Source organism: Kitasatospora sp. NPDC057512, assembly GCF_042802135.1.
In the GTDB taxonomy this organism is placed as follows: Bacteria; Actinomycetota; Actinomycetes; order Streptomycetales; family Streptomycetaceae; genus Kitasatospora.
Window position 1 is genome coordinate 1 of sequence record NZ_JBHVET010000671.1, and the last position, 4755, is coordinate 4755.

General features: G+C 71.8%; 4 protein-coding genes and 1 tRNA gene. 2 read left to right on the forward strand and 3 right to left on the reverse strand.

The features are described 5' to 3' along the window. Positions 1 to 101 precede the first annotated feature (101 nt). Together ACFU6K_RS31580 and ACFU6K_RS31585 are read right to left on the reverse strand one after the other, a co-directional pair. Positions 102 to 1538 carry a Cys-Gln thioester bond-forming surface protein gene (locus tag ACFU6K_RS31580; protein ID WP_380668837.1) on the reverse strand — a complete coding sequence of 479 codons (1437 nt, stop codon included), beginning with the start codon at positions 1536 to 1538 and terminating at the stop codon, positions 102 to 104. 354 nt (positions 1539 to 1892) lie between these two features. Continuing rightward, on the reverse strand, positions 1893 to 2501 hold the full coding sequence (locus tag ACFU6K_RS31585; RefSeq protein ID WP_380668839.1) for a single-stranded DNA-binding protein: 609 nt from the start codon (positions 2499 to 2501) through the stop codon (positions 1893 to 1895). A gap of 654 nt (positions 2502 to 3155) precedes the next feature. Here ACFU6K_RS31585 and ACFU6K_RS31590 point away from each other — a divergent pair. Further along, positions 3156 to 3231 (forward strand) — tRNA-Arg (locus tag ACFU6K_RS31590). Positions 3232 to 3485: 254 nt separating this feature from the next. On the opposite strand, the gene ACFU6K_RS31595 is transcribed toward ACFU6K_RS31590, so the two are convergent. Further along, positions 3486 to 4094, reverse strand: a complete 609-nt coding sequence (locus ACFU6K_RS31595) for a TetR/AcrR family transcriptional regulator (RefSeq protein ID WP_380668841.1) — start codon at positions 4092 to 4094, stop codon at positions 3486 to 3488. A gap of 74 nt (positions 4095 to 4168) precedes the next feature. Between ACFU6K_RS31595 and ACFU6K_RS31600 the strand changes: the two genes are divergently transcribed. Further along, positions 4169 to 4717: a GNAT family N-acetyltransferase gene (locus tag ACFU6K_RS31600; protein WP_380668843.1), complete on the forward strand. Its 549-nt coding sequence runs from the start codon at positions 4169 to 4171 to the stop codon at positions 4715 to 4717. Positions 4718 to 4755: the final 38 nt, after the last annotated feature.

The window sequence follows — 4755 nt, forward strand, 5'->3', positions numbered from 1 at the left end:
GGCCTCGGGAGGTCAGTGACCCCCGGCCCGCTCGGGCGGTTCCGCCGCTTCGGGCGCTTCGGGCGCTTCAGGCGGCAGACGGTTCAGGCGGTTCAGGCGGTTCAGGCGGTGGTGCGACCGTGGCGGCCGCGGCGGCGCAGGACGAAGACGGCGGCGCCACCGGCCACGACCAGGCCACCGGCGACGGCGGCGAGGATCGGGGTGGAGTCATTGGCACCGGTCTGGGCCAGGCCACCGGTGCCCGGGGCGGCGCTGGTGGTCGCCGGGGTCGGCTGGCCGGCGCCGGTGCTCGGGGTGCCCGACGGGGCCGCGCTCGGGGTGCCGGACGGCGTGCCGGTCGCGGCGGGGGTGGTCGGGGCCGGGGTCGGGGTCACGCCGACCTTGCAGTCCAGGACGCCGGTGAACTGCTTGGTGTAGCCGTTCGGGCCGGTCACGGTGAAGTCGTAGTGCGCCTTCTCCTCGACCTTGACGAGCACGCTCTCGGTCTTGCCCGGCTGGACGGCGACCTGCTGCTTGCCGACCGTGACGGTGGCGGCCTCGTCACCGCTGTTGGTGACGGACACCCGCACGCCGCCGGTGGCGCACTCCTCCTTGGCGGTGCTGTCGATCAGCGCGCCCTTGCCCTGCTTCCAGGTGGCCTTGGCGCCGCCCGCGACGTTCACCTTGGTGGAGCCGGCCAGGATCATGGTCTGGCTGTGGCGGCCGCGGGAGTCCACGCCGCTCATGAAGACCCGGCCGCTGAGCACGGTGGCCTCGGCGGTGGCGTTGATGGCGGCCTTGCCGTCCGGGGTGCCGGCCGGCACGTCCAGGAACAGCGGGGTGTCCTTGCCGATCGGACCGGCCAGGCTGCCGTTGACCGGCTTGCTGTCCTTGTCCAGCAGCTTGATCTTGTCCGCGGCATCGCCGGTGACGGTCAGCTTGACCTCGTTCGCGCTGGAGTTCAGCAGGAACGGGCCGAGCCTGCCGCCCGACTTCCCGGAGACCGAGTCCGGGGAGAGGGTCAGCGAGGGCTTCGGCTCGGCCGCGACGCCCTTGTTGGCGTCGCCGACGAGGTAGTCGCGTAGCTTCTTGGCCTTGTCGTTGCGCGGGACGGCGTTCTTGTTGTCCGAGAACTTCCAGATCGCGGCCTGGGTGCCGGCGGCGGCGTCCGCGTCGGTCAGGCTGTCGACGCCGGCGGCCGTCGCGAGGGACGCCAGGCTGGCCTGCGGGTACGAGTTGTCCAGGATCCAGCGGATCTTGGGGGCGTTCGCGTTGCTGTTGAGCGAGCTCGACGCCCAGTCCGCCTCGTGGTACTTGGCGCCGCTGTCCAGGTAGACCGGGTTGTCGAAGTCGATGCAGTACGTCCGGAGCTTCTCCCCGGCAGCCGTCTTGAGGGTGAACAGGCCGCCGTCGACGGTGCCCTTGCCCTCGACGTCGATCTTCTCGCCGAGCATCTCGTTCTGGACTTCCGCCGTCACGCCCGAGGTCGGGGCACCGGCCGCGACCGCCGCACCGGCCGCGAACAGGCCTCCGCCCAGCGCCAAGCTGGTCGTGAGCATGACAGTGGTTATCCGGGACAGACTCCGCCCCTGCCTCTGGAACATCTGGGATCCCTCCGGGCCCGGCCGCACCGAGTGGGCGGCCCGCCGACTTGCCGTTCCGCGCGTGCCCCCTGTGGCACTGCTACGGGTATGAACCAGACGAATCCTATTGAGCCCCAGAGGCCCGGAAACCCCCATGCGAAATCAGGACGATTCCGTATCTGGATCGTTATCAATCCCCTCAGGTCCCACACAAGCTGACGGTCGGCCAGAAACTCCGGGGCCGCTTTCCGTTATCCGGTCGGATTGCGCGTGCGGGCACAACGACGTTCTCGATCAACATATTTGTCGACAGGGAAGGTCACCGACCGATCAGGTCAGGGCATCCGCGGCGCCACCTCCCCGCTCCTTCCCGGCCACCTCGCCCGACTCCCCCGCGGGCGGCCGCCCACCCGGCGGCAGCGCCCGGACGACGGGCGCCGCGACCGCCGCCGGGGTCGGCGCCGGGGGCGCCCCGGAGCCCCTGCGCGCCTCCACCGCGCTGACGATCCACCCCGGCACGGCCTCGCCCCCGACCTCCGCCCCGGCCGGACCGGCGCCGCCCGGCGGCTGCCCGCGCACCCCCGCCGCCCACCGGAACGCCGTGGTACCACGGGTGAGGTCGTGTCCGACCGATCTGGCGTCGATCTCGGCCCGGCTCCGCTTCACCTCCCCCTCCGTCCACTCGCGCACCCGCAGCCGGCCGCTCACCAGCACCGGATCGCCCTTGGACAGCGAGCCGATCAGATTGACCGCCAGCGCCCGCCAGGCCGTCACCGCCACCCACTGCGTCTCACCGTCCACCCAGCACTCGCGCTGCCGGTCGTACCGCCGCTCGGTACAGCCGAGCCGGAAGTTCGCCATCGGCACCCCGCCGCTGGTTTCGCCGTAGCTCACCTCCGTCGCCACATTGCCGATCACCGTCACATGCGTCTCGCTCACGGCACACCCTCCGTTCTCGCCGATGCACCGTACGGAATCGACCGGTGCGCCTTGAGCGTGCACTTCGGGGGAAATCCGGGCCACCGACTTCCGAAATCCTGTGGATAACTCGGGCCTGTGGAACTGTTGTCACCCGCAGGGGTGAATTTCAGCCTTCCGCCACCGCTTCGGCCCCACTTCTTCGCGGCCATGACAACAAACTCGCTGCTCGCCGCCCGGCCGGCGCACCCCGGAACCCGCCCGGGAACGCGCTCCGGAAGGCGCCCCGACGGCCGTCCGCGCACGTCATACGACCGGCGCAACCGCGATTAAGGCCCCCACCCGCACCGTCCGCGCCGCATTCTCCGTGCCGAATCCATAACGGGTGAGGAGGCAGCCCCGTAACGACTGCACAACGTCCGGCTCGGAACACTCCCAGACCGCTGCACTCACGGCCTTCACCTGCGATTATCGGACCGCTCCACCGAACCGACACACCAACGGCGGTGTCGTCACACCCGGCCTGGGAACCGGTCACCCTTATCCTGTCCCCGACAGGGCGAGGGCCCACCACCCCCACCCCCACCCTCAGGTACGGGGCCGGACAGCGCGCGCCCCGGCGCTCGCCAGCCCGATCCCGGCCACGGTCGCGCCCGCCAGGGCACCGCCCGTCCCGCCCCCATAGCTCAGCGGATAGAGCACCCGCCTTCTAAGCGGTAGGTCGCAGGTTCGAATCCTGCTGGGGGCACCACCCCGCAATTCCGCAGGCCACCACTCCGGCGGACACTTTCCGTGTCCGCTCCGGACCAGTCGGTAATCCCGTACACCAACCGTCCCGCGCACTCATCGCACCGAACTCGTGACCATGCGTGTCGGTGCCGCCGTGAAAACGGGGCGAAAAACGGGTCCAATCGGAACAACCGGAATTCCCGGTGAATCCCCCACCCCGAACACCCCGGTACCCGGGCCGGGCGGACCGCCCGGCGTACCCGGAAGCGCCCGCCCCTACCCGGCCAGCCCGGCCAGGTACGCGTCCAGCAGCTCCGTCTGCCGCTCCGCCGGGAACTCCTCCGGGGCGAACAGCGCCTGCACCACCAGGCCCAGCACGAAGGCCTGCGCCCCCGCCGCGAGCGCGGCCGGGTCGGCCTGCGCCGGGAGCTCCCCCAGCCGCTGGGCGTCCGCGACGTGCGCCGTGAGCGCGGTGCGCGAGCGCGCGTAGCGGCCCGCGTGGGCGGCCGCCAGCTCCGGGTCGGCCAGGGCGTGGTCCCAGGAGCCGACCCAGATCCGGTTGTCGGCGGCGGCCGCGCCGTCCAGCGGCAGCACGTCCAGCAGCGACGCCCGCACCCGGGCCAGGCCGGCCGGCGGCGCGCTGCCGTCGGCGGGGTCGGTGCGCCGGGGCCGGGCCAGCGAGCGCCGGTCCAGTTCCTCCAGCGCGTGGCTCAGCAGCGCCCGCTTGTTCGGGAAGTAGTGCGTCAACAGCCCGGTGGAGGCGCCCAGTTCGGCGGCCACCGCGCGCAGGGTCAGCCCCTCGAAGCCCCGGGTGGAGAGCACCCGCCACACCCCCTCGGAGACCTCGGAGCGTCGGGCGTCATGGTCTCCACGGGCCGGTGTCATGGGGCTATCTTACGTACCAAACGTTTGTTATGAATAGTCCAGCCAACCTCAGCACCACCCGTGAAAGGCCGCCCGTGTTTGCCGTACCGCTCACCGAGAACGCCGAACTGCGCCCGCTGGAGCCCTGGCAGGCCCCCGAGTTCCTGACCCACCTCGACCGCGCCCGCGCCCACACCGACCCGTGGATCCCCTGGGCCACCTTCTCCGTCGACCTGGACTCCGCCCGCGCCACCCTCCAGCGCTACGCCGACGGCCTGGCCGCCGACCAGAAGCGGATCTACGGCATCTGGCTGGACGGCACCCTGGTCGGCGGCGTGATGTTCGTGAGCTTCGACGCCCGGTCCGGCGTCTGCGAGATCGGGGCCTGGACGGAGCCGGCCGGCGAGGGCCACGGGCTGATCACCGCCGCCGTCCGGCAGCTGCTCGACTACGCCTTCACCACCCGCGGCATGCACCGCGCCGAGTGGTGGTGCTCCTCCGTCAACGCCCGCAGCCGGGCCGTCGCCGAGCGGGTCGGCATGACCCGCGACGGTGTGCTGCGCGAGTGGTACCCGTACAACGGGGTCCGCTACGACAAGGAGATCTGGGCCGTCCTGGCCGACGAGTGGACCGGCCGGGCCTGAACCGGGAACGGTGCGGGGCCCGGTGGACTCCCCCGCCC

Excerpts from the sequence above, each read along its gene's own strand:
- ACFU6K_RS31580 (WP_380668837.1), bottom strand. The coding sequence starts at position 1,538 with ATGCTCACGACCAGCTTGGCGCTGGGCGGAGGCCTGTTCGCGGCCGGT.
- ACFU6K_RS31595 (WP_380668841.1), bottom strand. The coding sequence starts at position 4,094 with ATGACACCGGCCCGTGGAGACCATGACGCCCGACGCTCCGAGGTCTCC.